A 24,874-nucleotide genomic window follows, 5' to 3' on the forward strand; every position below is an offset into this window, starting at 1 on the left:
TTGAGACAGTAGCGAAGCTTAAACCCCTTGCCTAAGACCGATTATCTCTGGAGCAATAAGCAACGGTTATGGAGCCGGCTCAGGCTGCTGAAGAAGAGAAAGAGCTGATGCCGGGCATCAGCTTGCTGCGTCCGGGCCTGAGGAAAGCAGCGACGGCGTCGCGTTGCAAAAGCAATGCGTGTCTGCAAATGTAAGCCGCGCAGATCAGAACGGTACCCCGATCCTCATGGACATCAGACGCCTCAAATCTTTCATCGTGATCGTCGACAGCGGCAGCATCACGCGAGCGGCGGACCTTTTGCACATCGCCCAGCCGGCCCTCAGCCAGCAGCTTGCGGCACTGGAGGAGCATTTCGGCCACAAGCTGCTGATCCGCAGCCAGCAGGGCGTCAGCATGACCGACGCGGGACACGCGGTGTATCGCCATGCGCAGATTATCCTTCGGCAGATGGAGCAGGCGCAAGCGGATGCCTCCGCAGCCGGGAATTCGCTTGCCGGGCGTGTGTCCGTCGGTCTCGTGCCGTTCAGCAGTGCGGCCACGCTGTCGGTCGACCTCCTGGCGGAGACCCGGAAACGGCATCCCGGTATTCTGCTGCACCTGACGGAAAGCGTCGGCCAGACCTATAGCCAGATGATCATGAACGGCCGGCTGGAGATGGCGCTTCTCCATGGAACCGGACCGATCAAAGGCGTCCGGTTCGAGCCGATTCTGAGCGAAGAGTTTTTCCTTGTCGCCCATCGGGACTTTGCGATCGAAGCGGATGCGAAACCGGTTCCGGTCAATAGTCTCGACGGGATGCCGCTGCTGTTGCCGCCGGCCTATAATTTCGTGCGCCGCGCGGTCGATACCGCCTTCACGCGCACCCGCACCAATTTGAAAGTCGTGGCGGAAGTCGAAATCGTCCGCACGCTCGCCCGCGCGGTGGGCAGCGGTCTCGGCGCGACGATCATGCCCAAAGCCATCGCCGACCGCATCGTATCGGAATCGAGCGAGCCGCTGATCTGCCGGCTCGTCTCGCCGCGGATCGAAGAAACCCTGTCGCTGTGTGTGTCCGATCAGAATCCCTTGTCCGAACCGGCCCTTGCCGTCCGCGACATCCTTCTCGAGCTGACGGCGCGGTTGAAACGCTAGAGCATGATGCCGAAAAGTGTGAGCGGTTTTCGGACGACATCATGCTCCATTTCTTTGCTTTAGATCCAAATTCAGATCTAAAGCGCGTTGCCGATCAGCGCATATCCCTGCAGAACTGGGCTATGCGCGCGCATCCTTCGCCGAGTTTCTCCATGCTCGTGGCGTAAGAAATGCGAAAGAAGGGGCTCATTCCGTAAGCCGCCCCTTGCACGGTCGCGACATGATGCTCGTCGACGAGCGCCATGACGAAATCGACATCGGTCTCGATCTTTCGCCCGCCCTTGCTGGTCTTGCCGATCAGCCCCGAGATATTGGGATAGATGTAGAAGGCGCCTTCGGGCCTATGGCAGCGCAGCCCTTCCACCTCAGACAATCGGTCGAGAACGAAGTCGCGTCTTTCCTTGTAGATCGCGGCACGCTCCTTCAAGAGATCCTGAGGCCCATCGAGCGCCGCGGTCGCCGCAGCCTGCGTCAGCGTCGCGATGCCGCCACCATTCTGTCCGTTGACGTTGCTGATGGCGGAGATCAAGTCTTTCGGCCCGGCACAAAAGCCGAGCCGCCAGCCTGTCATCGCGTAAGCCTTGGAGACACCGTTCATCGTCAGGACGCGATCATAGAGCCTGGGCTCGACTTCGGCGATCGTGCAGAACTGGAAGTCGTCATAGACCAGGTGTTCGTAGATATCGTCGGTCATGATCCAGACATTGGGATGTCGCAGCATGACCTCAGCAATGGCAGCCATCTCCGCCCGGGAGCAGGCGGCTCCGGTCGGATTGTTCGGGAAATTCAGGAAGAGCCATTTGGTGCGCGGCGTGATCGCCGCCTCCAGATCCTCGGGATGCAGCTTGAAGCCGGTCTGCTCGTGGCACGGGACGGCGACCGGGACACCGCCGGCGAACTTGACGATATCCGCATAGCTGACCCAGGAGGGCGTCGGAATGACCACCTCGTCGCCGGGATTGCAGGTTGCCAGCATGGCATTGAAGATCACCTGCTTGCCGCCGCCCGAGACGACGATCTGGCTCGCATCATAGTCGAGATTGTTGTCCCGTTTGAACTTCCGGATGATGGCCGACTTGAGCACCGGCGTACCGTCCATCGGAGGATATTTCGTATCGCCGGCAAGAGCTGCCGCATAGGCCGCCTCGATCGCGTGCGCCGGAGTGGGGAAATCCGGCTCGCCGGACGAGAGGCTGACGACCTTGATCCCTTTCGCGGCCAGTTCCCTGGCGCGCTGGGTCATGGCGGCGGATGCGGATATGGAGACGTTTTTCAGGCGGTCAGCGATAACGGACATCGACATGGTCCTTCGATGAGGTTGAAATTTGGAAACCGCCCTTGGGCGATCAGGATTGCGTCATTCGGCGAGTTCGGCGGCAGGCGCGAGCGCAGCACCCGTGGCTTCGATCTCGCCGCGTACGATGCCGGCAAGCTCGAGAGCGCCGGGCGTGTCGCTATGGACGAGAATGGAGCGGGCCGGCATTGCGATCACCGCTCCGTCGATCGTCTCGACAGTTCCTTCGAGCAGAAATTTCCGTACGCGCGCACGCACCGATGCCTCGTCCTTGATGACGGCGCCAGCGAGCCCGCGCGCGACAAGTCTGCCGCCAGCGTCATAAGCCCGGTCGGCTAGGAAAAGCGCCAGCGTCTTCAAACGCGCGCGCCGAGCTGCCTGCTGGATCTCGCTGCCTGAAGTGACGAAGACGACGAGGCCCGCATCGACCGTGGCGATCGCATCCATCATCAGATCGGCCAGCACAGGATCGCGGTTGACCATATTGCCCATAGCCGCGTGGAAGCTGATATGGGAGACAGTGACACCCTCGGCTTTGGCGATCGCCATCAGTGCGCCGAGCTGATAGAGCATCTGCTGGCGAAGCTCGTCTGCCGGAAACGGTATTTCGCGCCGGCCGAAACCCGGCCGATCAGGCAAACCGGGGTGCGCGCCGATGCCGACGCCGTTCAGTTTCGCAAGCCGGACCATGCGTCCCATCGTATCCGGGTCGCCGCCATGGAAACCGCAGGCGATGTTGGCCGACGAGACAAGTTTCATCATCGCTTCGTCGTCGCACAGCCGGTAGGGACCGAATCCTTCGCCCATGTCGGAATTCAGATCGATCTTCATCAGTTCCTCCTTTTGACGGCCTTTTGGGCGACACGCATTAGGCCATCGCCTTCAAGGCGCGCTTGACCAGTCGGGATGTCTGCCTGACGTCCTCGACATAGCCGGCGACAGCCTGTTCAACTGAGCGCGCCTCCGCATGCGTCGAGCGAACGAACTTCAGGCGGGCGCCGATCCGGGCTTGGCCGAGCCGCCAGAGATCGCATTCGATCACGCCGGCGATCTTCGGATATCCGCCGGCGGTGTTGGCATCGCTCATCTGCACGATCGGTTCGCCGCCGGGCGGAACCTGGATCACGCCGGGCACGACACCGTGGGAGCGCATCTCGATGGACGCTGTCGGCTTGATCGGCTCGCCGGACAGGCGATAGCCCGTCCGGTCGCTTCGCGAGGAAATCCTCCAGGTCTGGCTCCAGAAGGCTTCGCCATCTCCGGCGAAAAGATCATGCTCGCCGGCCGGTAGGGCGCGGATCGGCAGTGTGCCGTCGACAGCAGCCGGGAAGACTTCGCGCAGCGCCACGGCCGGTTCGACGACGGCGAGCCCGGAGGCCGGCAGCATAATCAGTTCTGCGTCCTCCCCGACCGCGATCCGATCGCCCTTCGCCAGAGGCCGGCCTGCATTGCCCCCGAAGCTGCCGCGCAGCGACGTGCTTTGCGAACCCATGACAACGGGGATGTCCAGCCCGCCTCCGAGCGAAATATAGGAGCGCGCCAGTAGCGGCGGCTGTTTCAGTTCGAGAAGCTGTCCGGGCTCCGCGATATAAGCGCACCAGGCAAGCAGTTCCGATCCGTCGAGATGAGAATTGCCGTCCGCGCCGGTCACGGCAAAGGCGATGCGCCGTTCGAAACGCAGGCTGAACGGGAAGGTCTGCACCTCTATCGCGGCTGCGTTTTCGTCGTTGCCGACGAGAATGTTGCCGATCCGGACCGCAAGCGGATCCATCGCGCCGCTCGCCGATACGCCGATGTCGCGATAGCCGGGGCGGCCAAGATCCTGCACTGTGTTGAACGGACCGCTTTCCATGATCTCGATCATAGCTCGATCCTTGCCGGCAGGAACCGCACCGTATCTCCCGGCGCCATCATGGCGGGGCTCGGCAACATGGGGTCGAACATCTCAAGTGCCGCGAAGCCGATGGAATTCCAGCCGTTGGGACCTGTGAGCATGGCGACGCCGGTCTGCATACCGCCGATGGTCACGCAGCCCTTCGGCATCTTCAGCGAGGGCACGGTCTTTCGCGGCATGTAGATGCGCGGATCGAGACCATGCAGATAACCGAAACCGGGAGCGCTGCCCAAGGCGAAGACACGGTAGGTCGCTTCATGATGGATGCGGACGACCTCACGGTCGCTCAAGCCCGAGAGATTACAAAGGGCCGGAAGATCCGTCGCATATTCGCCGCCATAATGGACAGGGATCTCGATGGTCTTGCCGTTGAGATCGATGCTGCGGGCATTCTCCCATGCCTCCAGCAGCTGGGCGACCACCGCATCAGGATCCTCGGGCGTCTCCTTGAAGATCACCAGCAGATTGGTCATGCCCGGAATGTTTTCCGCAAGGTCCGCCCAGTCTTTCACGGTCTGGGACAAAGCCCAGATCCGCCGCTGTGCGATGAGATCGAAGTCGCCGGGCGCCTCGAGCAGGAAGGATCTGGCGCCGATCGAGGAAACCCGCGCCAGGCTTTTGGTGGCCGGAACGATCTCGCGTTGCGATGCATGTCTGTTCGTCGTGACGATCATGACTGGAGCTCGATTTCGAACAGAGGATCACCGAAGCTAACCAGCGCACCAGGCTCGGCGAGCAGCCTGGTCAAAACACCGGGGTGTCCGGCGCGAAGGGGAAGCAGGATGTGCCCTACCCCGACAAAGCCGACGATATCCGCATCGGATACGGAGCGCGGCAGATCTTGCGGCACGGCGGAGGCGGCCGGGTGCTCGACACAGAAGCGGCCGGCCATCGGCGCCTTCACGACGGCCGATGCGGAGCCGGGAGCCAAACCGGGAGCAGGAGACGTCGCCCCGGTCGAGCTGATCCGGGAGCCGCCTTTTCCGGCGACGACGATGCGAAGCTGCCCGCCCGGCCGGGAGATTTCGAGACCGTCCACACCGGCGGCCGTCAACGCCTCGGTGAGCAATGCAATCGTCGCCGGATCGCTGAAATCGATCGCGCTCATGCCCCCCTCCGCAGTTTCAGCCATTGTTCGAGATAATGGATATCCGTCTCGCCGCGCGCGAACGCGCCATCCTCGAACAGGGCGCGCAGAAAGGGGATGTTGGTGGAAATCCCCTCGACCTCAGTGCCCGCAAGCGCCTCGCGCATTCTTGCCATCGCTTCCGCCCGCGTCGGCGCATGGACGATCAGCTTGGCGATCAGCGAGTCGTAATAGGGCGAGACCTTGTAGCCGGCATGAATATGCGTATCGACGCGGATGCCTGGTCCCGTCGGCAACGCCAGATGGGTGACGACACCCGCCGACGGCAGGAAATTTTCCGGATCCTCGGCGTTGATGCGGCATTCGAAGGAGTGGCCCTCGCATGTCACATCGCCTTGGGTGAGATCGAGAACGTGGCCCTGCGCCGCCCTTATCTGCGCCTGGACGATATCGACACCACTCGTCAGCTCGGTGACGGGATGCTCGACCTGAAGTCGCGTGTTCATCTCGATGAAATAGAAAGCGCCGTCCTCATAGAGGAATTCGAAGGTTCCGACGCCCCGGTAGCCGATCTGAAGGCAGGCCTTTACGCAAGCCAGACCGACCGGCTGGATGATGTCGGGTGCGATCCCCGGCGCCGGCGCCTCCTCCACCACTTTCTGATGGCGGCGCTGCATCGAGCAATCCCGGTGGCCCAGCCACGCGGCATTGCCGTGATCGTCGCAAATAACCTGGATCTCGATGTGGCGCGGATGCTCTAAGAATTTCTCTATGTAGAGCGAGGGGGAACCGAAGGCCTTGCGGGCCTCCTCCCGTGTCAGCGCAATTGCTTCATGCAGCAAATCGGCCTTGGGCACGACACGCATGCCGCGTCCGCCGCCACCGCCGGCTGCCTTGATGATGACGGGATACCCGATTTCCAGCGCTATGCGCTCGATCGTGGCGGGGTCATCGGGCAGCGCCGTGTCCGGACCGGGAACGCAGGGCACGCCGGCCGCCATCATCGCGCGCTTTGCCGCGATCTTGTCGCCCATAATCGCAATCGATGACGCGGTCGGACCAATGAAGGTCAGCCCCGCCTTTTCGATGGCGTCGGCGAAGGCGGCGTTTTCAGACAGAAAACCGTAACCTGGATGGATGGCGCCTGCACCGGCAAGACGCGCCGCCAGAAGGATGGCATCCTGATTGAGATAACTCTTGGCGGCGGTCGATGGGCCGATGCAAAGAAAGCTGTCGGCGGTGCTGCCGTAAGGCGCTTGCCTGTCGGCCTCGGAGCAAATGGCGACCGTCTTCAGGCCGAGCTCATGGCAGGCGCGCTGGATCCGGGCTGCGATCTCGCCACGATTGGCGATCAGAACAGTATCGAAGCGGTCGGTCGCGGATTGTTCAGTCGTTTCCGGCATCAGGCAATCTCCGCCAACAGGTCGCCGGTCTCGACCTCGCCCTCGTCGATTTCGGTGAGGTGCGTAATGCGCCCTGACCGCGGCGCAGCGATCGTGTTGAAGACCTTCATCGCCTCGATGATGAAAAGCGTCTGCCCCTCCTCCACCTCGTCACCGATTGCAATGAATGGCGGTTCCCCGGGTGCCGGGGTCCGGTGCAGAACGCCGAAGACAGGCGCCTTCACCGCATAGGAAGTTTTCTCGAGCCTCGACGACGCATCGGAGCCGGCATCATCGGCAAAGCTCGTCGTCGATCCTGCCTTTTGCGCGGGCTCGGCAGCAGCCTCCTGACCCGGCGACGTGCGGAAAATCCGAACCGTCACGTCCTTTTCGGTCACGGTCAGCTCGGCAATGTTCGATCGTCCGACAAAGTCGATCAGCGTCTTGATCTTCGAGAGGTCCATATGCGTGCTCTGAATTTCAAAATTCCACCGCGCAGACCCGAAGTTTCAAGTCGCCCGGTGTTGTGATTTTTCGTAGCACGACGCGTCGACTGATGGGGTCAGACGAAGTTTTGATGGAGTGCAATCGGCACCCACTACGATATATCGCCGAACGTTAGCGACCTTCCCTCGACGGCAGCCGGAAGTGGCAGAATCCCCGCAATGGATTCAATGAAGGGACAATGTTTGTTGGCCGAAAGTGCTATATGTAGGTAAGTACCTACATGAGGCAGCCAACTATGACCATTACGACACTTTCCAGCCGTGAACTCAATCACGACGTCAGCAATGCCAAGAAAGCCGCCAGAAAAGGGCCAGTCATCATCACTGACCGCGGCAAACCTTCCCATGTCCTTCTGACATACGAGGAATTTCAGCGTATTTCCGGTAGGAGCCAAAGCTTGGTCGATGGGCTTTCCATGCCGGGCCTGTCGGAAATTAATTTCATGCCGTCGCGGGTCGAGATCAAAACCCGCGGAGTTGACCTGTCTTGAGTTATCTGCTGGATACGAATGTCATTTCCGAACTGCGCAAGATTGGTGACGGTAAGGTTGATCCGGAAGTCGTGGCATGGATCAAAACGGCAAACGCTTCTGATTTTTATCTCTCTGCAATGACCATTCTCGAATTGGAACGGGGCGTGCTTGCTGTCCAACGACGCGATGCCCGGCAGGGTTCACGCCTGCGTACATGGCTTGATGATCACGTGCGTCCGCAGTTCGCCGGCCGGATACTGCCGATCGATGATGCCATCGCAACGCGCTGCGCGCATCTGCATATTTCCGACCGGCGCAACGAGGCAGATGCGCTAATTGCTGCCACTGCACTGGTGCACAATCTTACCGTGGTCACGCGAAACGTGAGAGATTTCGACGGCACCGGTGTCGTCATTGTCGATCCTTGGCAGGGTCAAGCAATGTAGGCGCCTTAAATGGATGCAAGTCGCAGCGTCCATTACAACGTCGGCGTTTCCACACGGATGCGCGGCCGGCTTCCGTCATCGTCAGCTCTTCGTGGGGCCGATGCTCTCCCGCAAGATCAGGCTGCTTCGGATGACGGTGCGAACCGCCGCCGTATTCTGCCGCTGGTCAATGGCGTCGAGCAGAAGATCCACCGCTGCGCGCCCCATCTCTTCCACCGGCTGCTTGATCGTCGAGAGCGGCGGCGAGCAGAATTCGCAGACCGGGGAGCCGTCGAAAGAGACGACGGACAGATCACCGGGAATGCGCACGCCTGTCCGCTGGACACGGCTGACGAATGAAATGGCCATGTCGTCGCTGGTCGCGATGACGGCTGTCGGTTTCTCGGTCAACTCGGCGAAATCATCCGCCGCCTGGACACCAATGTCGAAGCCGTGCTGATAATCGAGATGACCACCCGAGCGATGCACCGCCTCCTCGGACAATCCTGCCGCCTCGAGCGCCTCGAGCACGCCGCCGTAACGCTCGACATCGTGATAATTGCCTTCAGGCCCTGCAAGATAGAAAAACCGCCGATGACCCAATCGGATCAGTTCGGCAGTAACGTCGCGCACGGCTTCGCGGTCGTTCGTCACGACGCTCTGCAGGCCGGCATCGCTCATGTCGAGCAGCATCGACACGATCGGCAGACCGGAATTGGCCAGCGAGCGCCCGTCGACCTCCGGAAGCTTCGACGACAGGATGATGGCCCCGCGTACGCTGCCGCCGAAGGCGAGGTCGAGGATATGCCGTTCGGAAATCTCGTCGCGATCGAGGTTGGCAATCATCAGGTTGTAGCCGCCCTGGATCAGCGATTGATTGATACTCTGCAGCACCTGCGGAATGACCTGGGAAGCACCATAGTAGAGCGATCCCGGCAGAATGATCATGATGATGTTGGATTTGCCGACCCTGAGGCCGCGCGCCATCGCGTTCGGCGTATAGCCCAGTTGCCTGGCTGCGGCATTGATCCTGGCGCGCGTCTTCTCGTTGACTCGGCCGGGATTGGCGAGCGCCCGGCTGACTGTCGATATCGCAACGCCGGCGAGCCGCGCGACATCGGCCATCAATGCACCCGATGGCTCCTCTCCCACCACATCCTTGTTTTTATTCATGTTTATTTCGGTCTCCCGGATGCTTCGATTTGCAACTCTAAGGCAGGGAGCGGTTTATAGCAAACGTTTGCCAAAAATCGCTTGCTTAAAAAACCGGCTTGGCTATTATCTAGCCATGGCAAACGATTGCCATTTCTTAATGCGTTGAAAACCCATGATTATTGGATGCGGAACGGCACTTCCGCACGCTGGTAGGTCATGCCTCGAGAAATGGACAAATTATGGCTACTGACAGGCTGCGCTTCGGTGTCGATCTCGTGACATTCTTTCATCCCGGCTTCTGGGGCGTCGACAGCCATGAGGCGATCGTCGGCTACGCCCGCGCCGAGCCCCGTGCCTTCTGGGACAAGATACTCGACAGCGTCCAGGCCTCCGGCGTTGCCGGTGTCGAGCTGACGTTCTCTCCCTTCAACTGGCAGGACGCCATCAAGACCTATGGTTCCGTCGACGCCTTTGCAGCCGAACTGGCAAGACGCGGCCTGACGCTCTGCAGTGGCTTCTTCGCGGAACTGGAGGCGGCCGGCGATTTCGCTGAGCCCGAGGCCCAGCGCGCGCTGATCGACAAGGCGGAACGATATGCCGACTTCCTGAAAGCCTGCGGCAGCGACATCATGGTGATCGGCGCGCCGCTGCGCCAGACGCTCGGCGCCCAGCCGGTGCAATTCTACGATTTCGACCGCGCCAAAGTGATTGCCGATTTTCTGAACCGGCTTGGTGCGACCCTCTATGCCAGGGGCGTGCGGCTGGCGCTGCACACCGAGGCGCACTCGATCTTTGCCGCCGCGCGCGACGTCGATCTGATGATGCTTTTGACCGACCCGGCCTACGTGCACATGTGCCCGGACACGGCCCATATCATCGTTGCCGGCTCCGATCCCGTCCAACTCGTCGATCGCCATCACGAGCGCATGATCATCGCTCACTGGAAGGATGCGATCGGCCCGATGCCCGCCGATACGCCGATCGACAAGCACATCCATGAACGCCACCAGCCCTATTTCTGCAGCTTCGGCCTCGGACGGGTCGACTGGCCATCCTGGATCCGGCTGCTGCGCGACCGGGCCTATGAAGGCTGGGCGATCCTCGAACTCGATGCCGCGCCCGATCCCGTCCGCGACATCGCCAACGGGCTCACGCTCGTCCGGCAGGCGCTCCTGCCGATCTATCGCTGACAGTCATCCCTAAGACAACGAACGCCCCGCAAAGAGGGCATTTTCAAGAGGTGGAACAATGAAGACCATGATGAAGCTTTTTCTTGCCGGCGTGGCATTCGCCGGTCTCTTCGCCTCGGCCCATGCCGAGGACAAGCCAACGATCGAGATCATGTCGTCCTGGACGTCGGGCGGCGAAGCTGCCGCCCTCAACGTCATCAAGACCGAGTTCGAAAAGCGCGGCGGCGTCTGGAAGGATTCCTCGATCGCCGGCTTCGGTGCGGCCGATGCCGCCTTCCAAAACCGGATCGTCGCCGGTGATGCGCCCGGCGCCAAGCAGGGCGTCATCGGTCTCGCTGCCGCCGATTTCATCAACCAGGGCCTGTTCAATCCGATCGACGACGTGGCGGCCGCCGGCAAATGGGCTGACGCCCTGCCGAAATCGATCCACGATCTCATCACCTATGACGGCAAGGTCTACCTTGCGCCGACCGGCGCCCATGGTGAAAGCTGGCTCTTCTATTCCAAGGAAGCCTTCGAGAAGGCCGGTATTTCGCAAGAGCCCAAGACCTGGGACGAGCTCTTTGCCGATCTCGACAAGCTGAAGGCTGCCGGCATGGTTCCGGTCGCCTGGGGTGGCCAGCCCTGGCAGCAAACCAAGGTCTTCAACATGATCCTGCTTTCGCAGGTCGGGATCGACGGCTTCCTGAAGATCTATGTCGATAAGGACAAGAGCCCGGCATCCGTCGAAGGCGTGAAGAAGACCCTCGAAATCCTCGGCAAGCTGCGTGGTTATGTCGATGCCGGTGCCGCCGGCCGCAACTGGAACGACGCGACCGCCATGCTGATCACCGCCAAGGCCGGCGTGCAGTTCATGGGCGATTGGGCCAAGGGCGAATTCACCGTTGCCGGCAAGGAGCCGGGCAAGGATTATGGCTGCATGATCGTGCCGGAATCGAAGGGCATGGTTTATATCGCCGACTCCCTCTGGTTCCCCAAGACCGGCAAGGCCGAGACCGACAAGGCGCAGAAACTTCTCGCCGAAGTCGTCATGGATCCGGCCGTCCAGGTCGAATTCGCCCTCAAGAAGGGTTCGGTTCCGATGCGCGCCGACGTCGACAAGTCGAAGCTGGACGTCTGCGCCCAGAAGGGTGTCGAGCTGATGGCAGCCGGTGCGATCGTGCCGGACCAGGCGATCGTGCTGACGCCCCAGCAGGTTGGCGCGCTCGATGACTTCGTCGACGAATACTGGAGCGGCGGCTCGGACGATACGGCCTCCACAGCTGGGAATTTCTTCGCCATCTTCGAGTAGGATAGTAGCCCGTGGCGTCGACCTGATGTCGGCGCCACGGCTGCCAGCCGCCGCCTCGCGCGGCGGCGCGCCCTGCTTTCCACTCCGTCAACGAGCTGGCCGATGTCCATCAAACGCAAGCCCAATCTTTCCGCGACCATCGCGCTTTTGCCGACATGGTTCGTCGCGGTCGTGGTCTTTATCGGCACCATGGCCTGGTCGATCCGCCTGTCCTTCACCAATTCGACGCTTTTTCCATCCTCGACCTATGTCGGCTTGGCGCAGTATTCGAAGCTCTTCTCTTCCGCCAAGTGGCTGGCCTCGCTGCAAAACGTGTTGATCTTCGGCGTGCTATACGTCGCAGGCTGTTTGCTGCTGGGCTTCCTGCTGGCTGCGGCGCTGGACCGCAAGATCCGCTTCGAAAGCGCCTTCAGGACCATATTCCTCTATCCCTACGCCATGTCCTTCGTGGTGACCGGGCTGATCTGGCAATGGATGCTCAATCCGACGCTCGGCATCCAGGCGAGCGTGCGTTCGCTCGGCTGGGAAAGCTTCGTCCTCGACTGGGTGGTCAATCGCGACATGGCGATCTATGCGCTGGTGCTTGCCGGCGTATGGCAGGGCGCGGGGCTCGTCATGGTCATTGCGCTCGCCGGCATGCGCGGCATCGAAGGCGAGCAATGGAAGGCGGCGCGGATCGACGGTATCCCTGTCTGGCGGATCTATGTCTCGATCATCCTACCCCAGCTCGGGCCGGCGCTGGCCGCGGCCGGCATGCTGCTCGCCATGGGCGTGATCAAGACCTATGACATCGTCGTTGCCATGACCAATGGCGGCCCCGGCAATGCGACGGAGGTGCCGGCGAAATTCATCATGGACAATCTGTTCGGGCGCCAGAACCTCGGCCTCGCCACAGCCGGCGCGACGGTGCTTGTCCTCGGCGTGATCATCGCAGTCGCCCCGTTCCGCTACATCATGCACATGCGTGACAAAGCCAAGGGAGCCGCGTGATGGCACGTCTTCATCCGAACGGCCCGAAGCCGGCACAGATCACCGCCGGGCGCATCGGCCTCTATGCCTTCCTTGTCGTCGCAGCGCTTTTCTTCCTTTTGCCGCTCTACACCATGGTCGTTACCTCGCTGAAATCGATGCCCGAAATCCGGCTCGGCCAGATCTTTGCCCTGCCGGCGACGCTCGATTTTTCTGCCTGGGCAACCGCCTGGTCGGGGGCCTGCATGGGAACCGTCTGCGTCGGCATTCGCAGCGGCTTCTGGAATTCGGTGGCGATCACCCTCCCCTCGGTCGCGCTCTCGGTCTTCATCGGCGCCATCAACGGCTATGCGCTGTCGCTCTGGCGGCCGCGCGGGGCAAACCTGCTCTTCGGCCTGCTGATGGCCGGCGGCCTCATCCCCTACCAGATCTTCCTCTATCCGATGGTCCGGGCGATGGCGAATATCGACCTTTATAATTCGCTGGCTGGCATCATTCTCGTGCATGTCATCTTCGGTCTGCCGCTGGTGACGCTTCTTTTCCGCAACTATTTCCTCAGCGTGCCGGAGGAGCTCTGCAAGGCGGCGCGCGTCGACGGCGCGGGCTTCTGGCGCATCTTTTTCGAGATCATGCTGCCGATTGCCGTGCCGATGGTCGTGGTGGTCTCCATGCTGCAGTTCACCGGCATCTGGAACGACTTCCTGCTCGGTCTCGTCTTTGCCGGCCGCGACAACCTGCCGATGACCGTGCAACTCAACAATATCGTCAACACCACGATGGGCGAGCGGACCTACAACGTGAACATGGCGGCGACGATCCTCACTGCCATCGTTCCGCTCGCCATCTATTTCCTGTCCGGCCGCTGGTTCGTGCGCGGCATCGCGGCCGGCGCAGTCAAGGGGTAACACTTCCATGCAATCTGCCGTCTCCGTCAAGGACCTGAAGATCGCCTACGGCGACCATACGGTGATCGAGAAGATGTCGATCGACATCGCGTCGCGAGAGTTCCTGGTGCTGCTCGGCCCTTCCGGCTGCGGCAAGTCCACGCTTCTGAACGCCATTGCCGGTCTCCAGGACATCACATCAGGCGAGGTCTGGATCTCGGGCAGGAACGTCAGCTGGGAGGAGCCGAAGGACCGCGGCATCGGCATGGTCTTCCAGTCCTACGCGCTCTATCCGCGTATGTCGGTCCGCAAGAACCTCTCCTTCGGGCTTCGCGTCGCCGGCCTGCCGAAGGCCGAAATCGAGGCCCGTGTTTCCCGCACCGCCGCCCTTCTCCAACTCGACAAGCTGCTCGACCGGCGTCCGGCCGAGCTTTCCGGCGGCCAGCGCCAGCGCGTCGCCATCGGCCGGGCGCTGGTGCGTGAAGTCGATGTCTTCCTGTTCGACGAACCACTGTCGAACCTCGATGCCAAGCTGCGCAACGAATTGCGCGTCGAGATCAAGAAGCTGCACCAGCGCCTCGGCAATACGATGATCTATGTCACCCACGACCAGGTCGAGGCCCTGACGCTGGCCGACCGGATCGCCATCATGCGCGACGGCGTCATCCAGCAACTCGCCTCGCCGGCCGAGATCTACCGCCGCCCGGCCAATCTCTTCGTTGCCGGCTTCATCGGCGCTCCGGCGATGAATTTCATCGAGGGCCGGATCGAGCCCGGCAACGGCGCGCCGCTCTTCCGGAGCAAGGAGTTCACTGTCGATCTCTCCGGTTATTCCTTCCGAGCGGACGCAGCAGAAGGGCCTGCTACTCTCGGCTTTCGCCCGGAACACCTTGTGCTCGATGGCGCCACGAGCGGCCTGCCAACCATTCCGGGCCGCGTTTCCGTCGTCGAGCCGATGGGTTCGGACGCCGTCGTCTGGTTCGACTGGGCAGACCAGAGCCTATCGCTCCGGCTGATGGGCGATGTCACGCTTGAGCCTGGCGATACCGTGGCTCCCGGGCTCGATATCGCCAAGGCGTCCCTCTTCGGCACTGACGGATCGCGGCTGTGACGCGCCACCCCTTTGTTTCCCCGCAATTCCTGGCGCTTTTCGTGCCGTTTTGAGGATTGCTCAAGGACAGGATTAGAAAAGACATGTCTGAGATCGTCTATGATGCGCTGGTGATCGGTTCCGGCGCGGCGGGTTCATTCGCGGTAAAGGAACTGACGGCACAGGGATTGTCGGTGCTGCTGCTCGAGGCCGGCCCCGCCGTCGGACCGAAGGATTTCGATCCCGTCCGCAAGAAGGCCCCGGCAAGCAGCATCAATATCTGGGAGCGTGCGCGGGCCACTCTCAAGGGCCAGCCGATCCAGGCGCGCGCGGCGTTTTTCACCGAGCGCTTCAGCCACTTCTTCGTCAACGACCGCAAGAACCCCTATACGACGCCGAAGGGCGAACCCTTCCTCTGGATCCGCGGCCGCCAGGGCGGCGGGCGCCTCCACAGTTTCGGCCGGGTGCTGCTGCGCTGGACCGACGACGATTTCAAGATCCGCTCACGTGCCGGAAAGGGCGTGGACTGGCCGGTCTCCTATGATGAGTTGGCGCCTTTCTACGACGAGGTCGAGGCCTATCTCGGGCTCTATGGCAACAAGGACAACGTGGCCACGCTGCCGGATGGCATCTATGCGAAGCCGGCAAGCCTGACGCCCGCCGAACAGATCTTCAAGCAGGCGGTCGAAAACCGCTGGCCGGAGAGGCACGTCGTCTCCTGGCGCTACATCGCGCCTGACGCCGACCGGATGCCGCGACCGCTGCGAGATGCAAACGCGACCGGTGAGCTGACCATCCGCTACGACGCCGTCGTTCGCCGCATCACCACGGACGAGAAGACCGGCCGCGCTACCGGCGCCGAATATATCGATCGCAACACCGGTGCGGTATCGACGGTTCGCGCCGCGATGGTGGTGCTTTCGGCCTCGCCGATAGAGAGCGTGCGGCTGCTCTTGAATTCGGCGTCGGCGAAACATCCTGATGGGCTCGGCAACAGTTCGGGTGCTCTCGGCCGCTATTTCATGGACCAGCTTCCATGCCTCGCCTTCGGCTCCTTCTCCAAGGCAAAGGGTTGGGCGCCCGACGAGTCCGCGCCGACCGACCCGTTCTATAATCCGTCGGGCGGGATCTTCATTCCCCGCTTCGGCGAGAGCGACGCGGCCCGCGGCGATTTCGACTACCAGGGAAGCGTCGGCCGCGCGCCGGTCTCCGTGGACACGGATGCACGTCTCGCCTTCTTCGGCTTCGGCCGCATGCTGCCCTATGCCGACAATCGCATCACGCTCGATGTCAGGCGTAGGGATGCCTGGAACATTCCCGTGCCGCATATCCGCTGCGTCATGCAGGAGGAGGAGCAGGCGCTGCTCAGAAGGCAGGAAGAAACGCTGATCGCATTGATCAAGGAGGTCGGCGGCGACCTCGAATTCATCGGCTCGCCGACCGGCCTCAAGGAGATGGGCAAGGGCGCATTTCCCGAAGCCGATGTCTTCAGCCGCTTCATGTTCCGCAAATGGTTTCGCAAGACCATGTGCATGGGAGCGGCAATCCATGAGACGGGCGGCGCGCGCATGGGCGAAACCCGTGAGGCTTCGGTTCTCAACCCCTATAATCAGCTCTGGGATGCCCCGAACCTCATCGTCACCGACGCCAGCGCCTTCCCCGGCAGCGGCATCGCCGGCACCACGCTCACCGTCATGGCCCTGACGATCCGCGCCTGCCGGAATCTTGTCGACCAGTACCGGACAGGACGGCTGTAGGCGCCCGCAACGGCTGAACTGCTAGATCGTTCACGCCGCTTTGGTGTTTCGGCGCTCGGCAAGGATCTGTTCGAGGAGGTACATCGTCACCACGGGACCGACAGCTGTGCCTGCCGCAGATGCATGCGCAAGATGAGCGACCGCATTATCCGCATTGCCAACGGCAAACACGCCCGACCTGTTGGTCCGGCCATCCTTGTCGGTCCTGGCGAGACCGATCTCATCGACCTCGCAGAGGGATGCGGCGAGGCCCGATGCAGCCCGAATCTCCGCCGCGATCCATGTCGCATCGCAGGCGATTTCCCCGCCGCCGCTCGCCGTCGAAACGCCAACAAGCTTGCCGTCTCGATGGACGAGCCCGGTGATTTCGTCCGGAATGATGTTGATATCGAGAAGCCGCAAGCGTTCCGCGTCGGCTTCATTGAACCTGTGCCGTGAGACGATAGTGACATCACGCGACCACATCCAGACCCAGGACGCCATATGCGCCAGGCGTTCCGGCAATCCGAACACCACGAAACGCTTGCCTCGAACTTCATAGCCGTCAAAACAGGGGCAGACACGCACGTCACGCCCCCACGCTTCCGGCAAGCCTGACAGTGGTGGAAGGTCGTCTATCACTCCCGTTGCCAAGACGATCGTGCGTGCTGCGACTCTGGATCCCGTGGCTTCGACCCAGAACAATCCGTCCTCACAAGGCACAATGGAATGGACGTGCTCGGATCTGATGTCCGCACCGTAACGGACGGCTTCCGCACGCGCTTGCGCCATGAACGCTGCTGTCGGCATGCCGTCGAAGCCCAGATGCTCCCGCACCTCTTCAACGCTGAAAATGCGCGATTTACCGCCGTCGAATACAAGCGTCGATCGGCCGGCTCTTCCCAAAAAAAGGGCGGCGCTGAGCCCCGCGGCCCCGCCGCCGACCACCACCGTATCGACTACATCATTCATAACCTTGGCCTTCGATACCCGTGTGATTCCATGACACTGACACGATTGGTAACATATCCCGTTATTCGACACAACAAAAGTTACGAAATCGCTTTGTGCAGAATGAAAGGTCCAGATGTGCGTTCTTTGCCGAGAATTTGAAGGATGACGCATTCTCGCCCCGTTGATTACACCTGATGTAATTGAGGGCATTCCCTGTCCCGCGATATTAGTGAACGGCCTTCCTGCAGGAGGAACAATCCTGTCAACAGAAGCGGCCGACAACCGATGTCGATGGCTCAACTGCCGTCACCCGTACAAAGCGGCCGAGGAGAACGACGATGACGACCATGAATTTTACCAAACGAGAACCCCCTGAATGGCTGTTGGCCTTCTGGAAGGAGATCGATGACAAGACCTTTGGCGGAGGCTTCGACTGCCTGGCGCAGGAAGCGACCTGCAATCTGGGCGTCGCCGACTGGAAGGGGCGAGACACCATTCGTGAGAACCTGCGCGCCTTCATCGACACGGGTTTCTCAGCGCTTCACGACGTCGCGGAATATTGGGACGGCGGCTCGCTGAAAATCTTTCGCGGGACTGTCACAATGACGCCCGACGACGAGGCTCAACCGGTTGTCAAACCGGTGATGACGCACTTCTTCTATATGGATGAACGAGAGCCGGCCAAGGTCGGCCGCTGGTACGGATCGGTTGGCCCGGTTGCTTTCTGATCGATATCGCAGCTGGCGGGAGCGTTATTGCCCCCGCCGGCCATTAGCCGCACAGACGGAGATCGCCATAAGATGAGCTCGACGCACAGTCCTTCAAGCGCAGTACCGAACGAGCTTGGCATCCAGTTGCGCGCCTGGCGCGACACGCGCGGCAAGAGCCAACTGGCTCTCTCACTCGATACCGGCATATCGCAGCGTCAGATCAGCTTCATCGAAAGTGGCCGAAGCACGCCCGGCCGCCACAATCTGCTGCATCTCGCCGACGCCCTTGATGTGCCGTTGCGAGAGCGCAATACGTTATTGCTCGCCGCCGGTTACGCCCCGATTTACGCCGAAGGCGGTATCGACGATGTTGAAATGAAGGGCGTCACGGACGCGTTAAGGCGCATGCTTGTTCAGCACGAGCCGTTTCCGGCAGTTGTCATGGATCGGTATTGGAACGTCGTCATGACGAACGACGCGACGCAGGGCTTCTTCAATAACTTCATTGACATGGCGGCACGGGAAAAACCGCGCAATCTGCTGCATCTGATGTTCGATCCGGCCGGTTTGCGGCCCTTCATCCCAAACTGGGAGGAAACTGCAAAAAGTCTGATGGCGCGGGTATTCAGAGAGTCCGTGGGCCGCGTCATTGACATGCACACGAAGGCGCTGATCGATGCGCTCCTCGCCTATCCGGATGTGGACAGTGCCTGGAAGGTCTCGACGACAGCGGACAGCACACCCGTCATCCCCTTGTCCTTCGTCAAGGACGGGCAGGTTCTGAGCTTCTTCTCGCTGGTGACCACAGTTGGCACTGCGCAGACGATAACGACCCAGGAATTGAGGATCGAGTGCATGTTCCCGTTGGATGATGCCACGGAGGTGGAATACGCCAAGCTGATGAAGCAGGCTGCCGCGCGTTGGCGCCAGACCGGGAAGTGAGACATCGCCGTCAAGGCCGTGGCGTAGGACATCCAGCTTTCCGTACCTGAACCGTCACACAAACTTCGCAGTGACATGCTCCTGTCAAAAAAAGCAGGAAGGGAAAGCCCATGTCTCAGACACCTCAGGACCAACTCAGCCGTATAAAGGCCGAAATCGCCGACAGCTTCGATGAAGAGCTGGAAATGCAGATGGAGGAAGACCGGCTCGACGATCTGGTCGCCGAAGGAATGTCGGAACCGGCAGAGCAGACGCTCGAGCGAAAGATCTACTTCCGGGAACTTTTCCGTCTGCAGCACGAACTGGTGCGGCTGCAGGATTGGGTTCAGCACAAGAAGCTGAAGGTGGTTGTGCTTTTCGAAGGCCGGGATTCGGCCGGAAAGGGAGGCGCGATAAAGCGCGTGACCCAGCGGCTCAATCCGCGCGTCTGCCGGACGGTCGCGCTGCCCGCTCCTACAGAGCGGGAACGCCATCAATGGTATTTTCAGCGTTATGTCCCGCATCTTCCGACCGGTGGCGAAATGGTCCTCTTCGACCGAAGCTGGTACAATCGCGCCGGTGTCGAGCGCGTGATGGGTTTCTGCACCGACGAAGAACTCGAGGAGTTCTTCCGCTCGGTGCCTGAATTCGAGCGAATGCTGGTCCGTTCTGGTATCGTGTTGATCAAATACTGGTTTTCGATCACCGACGAGGAGCAGGAATTCCGCTTCAAGATGCGTATTCACGATCCGCTGAAGCAATGGAAGCTCTCACCGATGGATATGGAAAGCCGGGTCCATTGGGAGGAATACACCAAAGCCAAGGAAGAGATGCTGGCGCGGACACACACGGAGGATGCACCTTGGTGGGTGGTGCAGGCGGTAGACAAGAAACGGGCGCGTTTGAACTGCATCGCCCATCTTCTCGAGCAGATCCCTTACGAGGATGTTCCAAAACCCGAGATCCAGTTGCCGGACCGCATCCGTCACGCCGATTACAACAGGGCGCCGGTTCCGCCTGAAATGCTCGTGCCGGAGCGCTATTGAAAGCATGGCATTCGCCGCGCCCTGATCTTCAGGGGGCGGCTCTCGCGGCGTGCTGCCTCTGGACCATTCCCCGCCCGACACTAGGTTCCGCTTCAAGAGTGAGGTTCCGTCGACCGTGCCTCAGAGTGGACGAGTGAGGGAAATGCTTGCTTTCCAGTAGCCGATTTTACGCCGATAGACGTGCCACGTGGGGATACGAACCAAGTTTCGACGGCGCCCTCATCGCATGGTGGGGCTCCAAACGCGGCGCTCGCGCCGTCTTCGTCGGAGAATTTTCCGGCGGAGAACTCAACATCATCGCCACGTTCAAAGGTGCCCTTTCCCACTTTGGCTGGCGGCAATACGCTGACCTTTTGGTTCTCACCGAGAAAGACCGTCTGTGGGAAGTAGATCCCAGGCGACCCGGGACACGCACCGACGTTACTCCACGAGATTTCCAAACGTGGCAGGTGATCGTCGACCCTCGACACGCCGCAGACAACCAATTCCTGGTTTCCTACGATCGCAGCCCCGCTGTCGCCGATCTCTATGCAACCAGTGCGGACGGACGCGACAAGCGGCTCTTGGAACAAAACAACGGCTCGACCGAAAGCTGGTTGTTGAATGAGGCGCAGGTTCCATGCATTCGCGTCGAGCTGACTGCCTCGGGAATGAGGCGATACCTTCACCGAATTAACGCCGACAAGCCGTGGCGAGAGATGGCGGCACTCGAGCCGGATGACACGCTGGTCATCTGGCGTACGGACAGGTCAGGCAATGCCTTCGAGGCGCTTTCCAACCGTCAGCGGGACAAGATCGCGTTAGTTTCGCTGGACCCGGTTACCGGTAGAGAAACCGTGCTGGTCGAGGACGGCGATGTCGATGTTTCAGACGCGCTGCGCTTCACGCCCACCGAACCGGCTGACGTCGCCGTCATTCGCGACGGCTATCCACGATATATCGCCCTTTCGGAAAGAGGAACGATCTTCACTGAGCTGGTTCTGGATCGCAACGGGCATGCCGACGTCGAAATCTCAGGTTCTTCCGAGGCTGGTGCGCTGCTCACGGTCGCGATCTCCTATGATGAACGACCCTACCAGCACTATCTGTTAAACTTGGCGGATAAGAGCAAGACGCTGCTTTCCGCGTCGGCGGAAAAGCGCAAGTCGGCATTTTCGGCAGTTACGAAGCCTGTCTACTTCACGGCCGGAGATGGTGAGGAGATACCAGCATTGTTGACGCTTCCGGCTGGCTCACCTCATCCTGTGCCGACCGTCGTAATGGCTCACGGCGGCCCGGCGCGCCACGACAGCTGGGGTTACAACATCGAGAAGAGCTTTCTCGCAAGCCGCGGATACGCGACCTTGTCAGTCAACTATCGCGGCTCGACCGGCTTCGGGAAGAGGTACCAATCTCTGGGCTATCGGCAGTTTGGGCGAAAGATGCAGGACGATATCGCCGATGCCGGGCGATGGCTGCTCGCCCAAGGCATCGCGGCTGAAGGCAAGCTTGCGGTCGCCGGCGAAAGCTACGGAGGTTTCATGGCCGCGCTGGCAATGGCCGACGACAAGCTCTTTTCCGCGGCAATCATCGACTACGCAATCCTGGATCTGCCCTACCAGATGCAGAACAACCCGGTCGGCTGGGGGTTGTTCCTCGGCCAGGTCATCCGCTACTTCGGCAATCCTGATGATCCCGGCGATCTCACGCAGATGCAGGAATTCTCGCCGCTTCACAATGCAAAGAAATTGCGCGGATCGTTTCTGCTCACCGCCGGAATGGAAGATCCGGTCGTCGGTTGCCAACAGACGAAAGCCTTCGAGAAGGCGTTGCGCGAGACGGGTCGCGATGTCACGGCGCTATACTTCGATCGGGAGGGCCATGGCTATGCCGGCTGGCAAACCAAACTGGTGCGCGCCCGCGAAATCGAGCTATTTCTCAGCCGCAAACTCGGCGGCAAGGCAAAAAAAATCGATCCGCTGGCCTTCTTGTCAAAGCACTGGATTCAGGGGCGTTTCGGCAATGGCGCGCGAAATATGCTCGCTCGCCGAGTATAAACGGCGAGAACAAAGCCTTGATACTCTCCCTGATTGCTCTAACCTCCCCTTGGCGCGCCGGATATGGCGGGTTTTGGCTTTACCTCGGAGGCACCTATGGTTGACGTTCAGAGTGTTAATGCAGATACCAGCGGATATTACATCCATCCCCTTGAAGATTTTGAAATCGACGCCGTGAACGGTGCCGGCTCATGGATCGGCCATGTCGATCGTGGGCTGATAGGCGGAACATACGCAGCCGGCGGCACTTTTGCGACCACCGGAAGTCTGGGCAAAGCCGGGATTGCCGGCACTGCAGGGTTCGCAGCAGGGGCGTCGGGCAGCATATATAATGGCGGCCTCTCCGGCGGCGGCAATAGCAGCGGTCGTGTCATCTGCACGCATTTCTTCCGACGCGGCATGCTTGACCGCGATCTTTGGCGGGCGGATCTGGAATTCACGTATCAGTCTCTGTCGCAAACGACGGTTCGTGGATATCAATATTGGGCGATCCCCTATGTCCACCTGATGCGCCGAAGCCCGCTCGCGGAAAAAATCATGTATCCTCTCGCCAGAGCGCGGGCTCTGGAGATTGCCTACCAGGCCGGGCGCCGTCCGAAGGGCTCGCTTGGCGGCAAGGTGGTGCGCCTTATCGGCGAGCCGCTATGCTTCCTGATCGGCAGCGTGGTGAAGCAGAAGGACTGGGCTCCGCTTTGGGTGGAGAAGACCGAGGCGACAGGAGGTCAATCATGACAGCCTTCTCAAAATTGATCGTGCAGGAAGTTGCGTTATCGGCGGTCTTGGCGGCAGGCGCCGTCATCGGCATTCCCAAGCTGACCGACCCGAATGCCGCTGCCAATTATCCGCTGGCGATCGGGGTTTTCCTGGCAATGGTCGCGACCTTTGTCGCCTACGAGCTTTTCGTCAAGAAATCATCCTGATGTTATCGTCTGGCTTGAAAGGCCTGTGACGTTTTCAACGGCCGGGAGGCGTAAATCTCCCGGCCGTTATGATTGAATCCTATATTTAATCCTGTCCCGGTCTTCAAAAGTCATCGTCTGCAGGTTGACGCTTTCTTGATGCTACCTAATTTTCCCGTGCACGTAGTGTTTTCGACTACCTTCCCGAAACAAGCAAATGGTGAGTTAAGTGCGGGGTATCAAAGAACTTTCCAGCGCCGAGATGGAACACGTATCCGGCGGTGGCGTCAGCTCCGGTGTTCGGGGCGCAATCGACGGGGCAGCCGCACTCGCAGGTGGTGGCGCTCTCGGGTACGCCGCGGCGATCGGCGCGGGCGTGGGCATTTCCGCCTTCGGCGTCGGAGCGCTTGCGGTCGGTGGCGCTGCCCTTGGCGTCTACGGTGTCTACAGACTGGCGAGAGCCTTTGCCTAAGCTTTAAAACATGGGGCTCCGCCGGAATGGCGGGGCACCCTTCCTTCCCCTAACGACCATATCTGATCTCAATGAGCCTGTTTCGCCGAGAAGCCCTCGAACGGCAGTCCCAGCGTTTAACGGGAACGGTGTCGATGGCGGTACCAATGGGGTGGCACGTCACCGGCTATCTGATGGCCGGCATCCTCATCGTCGTTCTGATCTTTCTTTCCATCGCAAGCTATTCCCGCATTGTCACCGCAACCGGCATTATCCAGCCGGACAAGGGCGTGGCGGTCGTCATGCCCTCGCGCCCGGGCGTCATCATGAAGATGATGGTCGCAGACGGCGATCAAGTCGAAGAAGGCCAGGAACTGGTGGCCGTGCGCTCCGAGGACTACCTGGTCAGCGGTGAATCAGCCTCCGAAAAAGTCGCCGAAATGCTCGACCGGCAGAATGCGAGCATCAGCGAGCAGCTGGCGGAAGTCAAAAATGATGAAATTGCCCAAACGGCGCAATTTAGCGCCCAGATATCCGGCTACCAGACGCAGATCGACAAGCTTCAAAGCCAGATCGCCTTGCAAAAGGAACTGATCACCTCGATCGAGAAAGATGTCGAGCGCATTCGCGGCCTGGTCGACAAGGGTATCGTTCCACGACGAGACGTGACTTTGAGAGAAGATTCGCTCACCGAGCGGCGCCAGCAAATGGCGGTGCTGGAAAGCACGTTGACGGAACGGCGGTCGGATCTCTCCGATGCCGAACGAATGCTCGATCAGGTCAAGGCGCGCTCAAACGAGAAGGTCGCAGCACTCCAGTCGCAGCGTGAGGATATCAATCGCGGCCTCGCCACCAATGAACAGTCCCGTGCCTATGTGATCAGATCGCCGATCGGCGGTACGGTTTCTGCCCTCACGGCCAAGATCGGCGAGCCGCTGAACACGCAGCAGGCGCTCATGAGCGTCGTGCCGCTGAATGCAACATTGCATGCGCAACTGGACGTGCCCAACGCCGCCGTCGGTTTTGTCGAGGTCGGGCAGGAGGTACGGCTGGCGATCGATACCTTCCCTTACCAGAGCTTCGGGACGATCGCAGGTCGCGTCAAGAGCCTGTCGAAAAGCCCGATCAACCGTGGCAGCGGCGCGAGCACCAACCTGAACTATCTCGTGACGGTCGACCTTGAGCGACAGAGCATCACGGCCTTCGGAAAGCAGCAGGCGCTGTTTCCCGGCATGACCTTGTCCGCCCGGATTGCGACCGCGCGCCAATCTCTACTGGAATGGCTGTTCGAGCCGTTGTTCGCCCTTCAACGACGATAGGACCTGCGATTGTCTTCCAAAGCACTTCAG

At 60.7% G+C, this 24,874-nt stretch carries 26 protein-coding genes; 17 read left to right on the top strand and 9 right to left on the bottom strand.

The features are described 5' to 3' along the window. Positions 1-226 precede the first annotated feature (226 nt). Positions 227-1,132 (top strand): nitrogen assimilation transcriptional regulator NAC, encoded by a 906-nt coding sequence (gene nac, locus AC2444_RS29175; RefSeq protein ID WP_003555455.1) that lies wholly within the window; start codon positions 227-229, stop codon positions 1,130-1,132. Positions 1,133-1,226: 94 nt separating this feature from the next. Here nac and AC2444_RS29180 read toward each other — a convergent pair whose 3' ends face one another. From AC2444_RS29180 to AC2444_RS29210, 7 genes are read right to left on the bottom strand one after another with little or no spacing between them, the layout of a single operon-like run. After that, positions 1,227-2,429, bottom strand: a complete 1,203-nt coding sequence (locus AC2444_RS29180) for a pyridoxal phosphate-dependent aminotransferase (protein WP_003555454.1) — start codon at positions 2,427-2,429, stop codon at positions 1,227-1,229. A gap of 60 nt (positions 2,430-2,489) precedes the next feature. Beyond that, a complete protein-coding gene (locus AC2444_RS29185) occupies positions 2,490-3,257 on the bottom strand; it encodes a 5-oxoprolinase subunit PxpA (protein WP_128438914.1) in 768 nt (255 codons plus the stop codon). A gap of 37 nt (positions 3,258-3,294) precedes the next feature. After that, positions 3,295-4,290 (bottom strand): 5-oxoprolinase subunit C family protein, encoded by a 996-nt coding sequence (locus tag AC2444_RS29190; protein ID WP_128449405.1) that lies wholly within the window; start codon positions 4,288-4,290, stop codon positions 3,295-3,297. After that, the gene (pxpB, locus tag AC2444_RS29195) at positions 4,287-4,994 is read right to left on the bottom strand and encodes a 5-oxoprolinase subunit PxpB (RefSeq protein WP_128449404.1); all 708 of its coding nucleotides are present in this window, start codon (positions 4,992-4,994) and stop codon (positions 4,287-4,289) included. Before pxpB ends, AC2444_RS29190 begins: the two co-directional genes overlap by 4 nt. Beyond that, a complete protein-coding gene (locus AC2444_RS29200; RefSeq protein ID WP_128449403.1) occupies positions 4,991-5,428 on the bottom strand; it encodes an acetyl-CoA carboxylase biotin carboxyl carrier protein in 438 nt (145 codons plus the stop codon). Before AC2444_RS29200 ends, pxpB begins: the two co-directional genes overlap by 4 nt. Then, on the bottom strand, positions 5,425-6,810 hold the full coding sequence (gene accC, locus AC2444_RS29205; RefSeq protein WP_128449402.1) for an acetyl-CoA carboxylase biotin carboxylase subunit: 1,386 nt from the start codon (positions 6,808-6,810) through the stop codon (positions 5,425-5,427). Before accC ends, AC2444_RS29200 begins: the two co-directional genes overlap by 4 nt. After that, the gene (locus AC2444_RS29210) at positions 6,810-7,253 is read right to left on the bottom strand and encodes an acetyl-CoA carboxylase biotin carboxyl carrier protein (RefSeq protein ID WP_003555446.1); all 444 of its coding nucleotides are present in this window, start codon (positions 7,251-7,253) and stop codon (positions 6,810-6,812) included. Before AC2444_RS29210 ends, accC begins: the two co-directional genes overlap by 1 nt. A gap of 278 nt (positions 7,254-7,531) precedes the next feature. Here AC2444_RS29210 and AC2444_RS29215 point away from each other — a divergent pair, with 278 nt between their 5' ends. Both AC2444_RS29215 and AC2444_RS29220 read left to right on the top strand, forming a co-directional pair. Next, positions 7,532-7,786: a type II toxin-antitoxin system Phd/YefM family antitoxin gene (locus tag AC2444_RS29215; RefSeq protein WP_128449401.1), complete on the top strand. Its 255-nt coding sequence runs from the start codon at positions 7,532-7,534 to the stop codon at positions 7,784-7,786. After that, entirely contained in the window at positions 7,783-8,214 is a 432-nt protein-coding gene (locus AC2444_RS29220) for a type II toxin-antitoxin system VapC family toxin (RefSeq protein WP_033184307.1), read from the top strand. Before AC2444_RS29215 ends, AC2444_RS29220 begins: the two co-directional genes overlap by 4 nt. 81 nt (positions 8,215-8,295) lie before the next feature. Here the strand turns inward: AC2444_RS29220 and AC2444_RS29225 are convergent, their stop codons facing one another. Then, positions 8,296-9,366, bottom strand: coding sequence for a LacI family DNA-binding transcriptional regulator (locus AC2444_RS29225; RefSeq protein WP_033184306.1), 1,071 nt, complete (start codon positions 9,364-9,366; stop codon positions 8,296-8,298). A gap of 221 nt (positions 9,367-9,587) precedes the next feature. Between AC2444_RS29225 and AC2444_RS29230 the strand changes: the two genes are divergently transcribed. The 6 genes from AC2444_RS29230 to AC2444_RS29255 all read left to right on the top strand — a co-directional run bounded on the left by AC2444_RS29230 (position 9,588) and on the right by AC2444_RS29255 (position 16,529). Then, positions 9,588-10,538, top strand: coding sequence for a sugar phosphate isomerase/epimerase family protein (locus tag AC2444_RS29230; RefSeq protein ID WP_128449400.1), 951 nt, complete (start codon positions 9,588-9,590; stop codon positions 10,536-10,538). 58 nt (positions 10,539-10,596) lie between these two features. Beyond that, a complete protein-coding gene (locus AC2444_RS29235; protein ID WP_003555442.1) occupies positions 10,597-11,829 on the top strand; it encodes an ABC transporter substrate-binding protein in 1,233 nt (410 codons plus the stop codon). A gap of 102 nt (positions 11,830-11,931) precedes the next feature. After that, a complete protein-coding gene (locus AC2444_RS29240) occupies positions 11,932-12,819 on the top strand; it encodes a carbohydrate ABC transporter permease (protein ID WP_003555441.1) in 888 nt (295 codons plus the stop codon). Beyond that, positions 12,819-13,703 carry a carbohydrate ABC transporter permease gene (locus AC2444_RS29245; protein ID WP_128438908.1) on the top strand — a complete coding sequence of 295 codons (885 nt, stop codon included), beginning with the start codon at positions 12,819-12,821 and terminating at the stop codon, positions 13,701-13,703. The genes AC2444_RS29240 and AC2444_RS29245 overlap by 1 nt, the downstream gene beginning before the upstream one ends. Before the next feature lie 7 nt (positions 13,704-13,710). Further along, positions 13,711-14,793 (top strand): ABC transporter ATP-binding protein, encoded by a 1,083-nt coding sequence (locus tag AC2444_RS29250; protein ID WP_128438907.1) that lies wholly within the window; start codon positions 13,711-13,713, stop codon positions 14,791-14,793. An 83-nt stretch (positions 14,794-14,876) separates the two neighbouring features. Further along, positions 14,877-16,529: a GMC oxidoreductase gene (locus AC2444_RS29255; protein WP_128438906.1), complete on the top strand. Its 1,653-nt coding sequence runs from the start codon at positions 14,877-14,879 to the stop codon at positions 16,527-16,529. Positions 16,530-16,559: 30 nt separating this feature from the next. Here AC2444_RS29255 and AC2444_RS29260 read toward each other — a convergent pair whose 3' ends face one another. After that, positions 16,560-17,672 (bottom strand): NAD(P)/FAD-dependent oxidoreductase, encoded by a 1,113-nt coding sequence (locus tag AC2444_RS29260; RefSeq protein WP_245461250.1) that lies wholly within the window; start codon positions 17,670-17,672, stop codon positions 16,560-16,562. 128 nt (positions 17,673-17,800) lie between these two features. Here AC2444_RS29260 and AC2444_RS29265 point away from each other — a divergent pair, with 128 nt between their 5' ends. The 8 genes from AC2444_RS29265 to AC2444_RS29300 all read left to right on the top strand — a co-directional run bounded on the left by AC2444_RS29265 (position 17,801) and on the right by AC2444_RS29300 (position 24,844). Further along, on the top strand, positions 17,801-18,190 hold the full coding sequence (locus tag AC2444_RS29265) for a nuclear transport factor 2 family protein (protein WP_128449399.1): 390 nt from the start codon (positions 17,801-17,803) through the stop codon (positions 18,188-18,190). 72 nt (positions 18,191-18,262) lie between these two features. After that, positions 18,263-19,114: a helix-turn-helix domain-containing protein gene (locus AC2444_RS29270; protein WP_128449398.1), complete on the top strand. Its 852-nt coding sequence runs from the start codon at positions 18,263-18,265 to the stop codon at positions 19,112-19,114. 110 nt (positions 19,115-19,224) lie between these two features. After that, a complete protein-coding gene (gene ppk2, locus AC2444_RS29275; RefSeq protein WP_012760628.1) occupies positions 19,225-20,139 on the top strand; it encodes a polyphosphate kinase 2 in 915 nt (304 codons plus the stop codon). Positions 20,140-20,285: 146 nt separating this feature from the next. Continuing rightward, on the top strand, positions 20,286-22,175 hold the full coding sequence (locus AC2444_RS29280; RefSeq protein WP_128449397.1) for an alpha/beta hydrolase family protein: 1,890 nt from the start codon (positions 20,286-20,288) through the stop codon (positions 22,173-22,175). Between the two features lie 63 nt (positions 22,176-22,238). Beyond that, complete coding sequence (locus AC2444_RS29285) at positions 22,239-22,907, top strand: hypothetical protein (RefSeq protein WP_245461249.1); 669 nt, start codon at positions 22,239-22,241, stop codon at positions 22,905-22,907. Beyond that, positions 22,904-23,095, top strand: coding sequence for a hypothetical protein (locus AC2444_RS29290; RefSeq protein WP_003555180.1), 192 nt, complete (start codon positions 22,904-22,906; stop codon positions 23,093-23,095). Before AC2444_RS29285 ends, AC2444_RS29290 begins: the two co-directional genes overlap by 4 nt. Positions 23,096-23,303: 208 nt before the next feature. Then, a complete protein-coding gene (locus AC2444_RS29295; RefSeq protein WP_128449396.1) occupies positions 23,304-23,546 on the top strand; it encodes a hypothetical protein in 243 nt (80 codons plus the stop codon). A 134-nt stretch (positions 23,547-23,680) separates the two neighbouring features. Beyond that, complete coding sequence (locus tag AC2444_RS29300) at positions 23,681-24,844, top strand: beta-barrel domain-containing protein (RefSeq protein ID WP_012760625.1); 1,164 nt, start codon at positions 23,681-23,683, stop codon at positions 24,842-24,844. Positions 24,845-24,874 lie beyond the last annotated feature (30 nt).

The organism is Rhizobium sp. WSM1328, from assembly GCF_057653715.1.